This is a genomic window from Apilactobacillus ozensis DSM 23829 = JCM 17196 (assembly GCF_001435995.1).
In the GTDB taxonomy this organism is placed as follows: domain Bacteria; phylum Bacillota; class Bacilli; order Lactobacillales; family Lactobacillaceae; genus Apilactobacillus; species Apilactobacillus ozensis.
The window spans coordinates 1-274 of record NZ_AYYQ01000022.1; the positions used below are offsets into that span (position 1 = coordinate 1).

Consider the following 274-nt stretch of genomic DNA (forward strand, 5'->3'; position numbering starts at 1 on the left):
TTAATATTACTTTTTGTGAGATTCTTTTTAAGTGGATGTTTGATTGTCATGTGATTAAGCGTCCTATTTTCTAATCTTCTTTCCCATATAAATATTGATGATGGTGAAGAGATATTAAAATGAAGTGCTGTTTCTGGGTATGAGCTTTTGTGGAGTCTCATCCAGTTCAGCACTTTTAATTTATACATATAAGAATATGCTTGTTTACTAGTTTTCACAATTAAACCATTAATTCCATATTTTTGATACATTCGTACCCAAAATAGTACAGTGG

General features: G+C 29.9%; 1 pseudogene. It reads right to left on the reverse strand.

The window, feature by feature from the left end:
- Window positions 1–274 (reverse strand): annotated as a pseudogene (locus FD06_RS07730) (helix-turn-helix domain-containing protein); the annotation flags it as partial.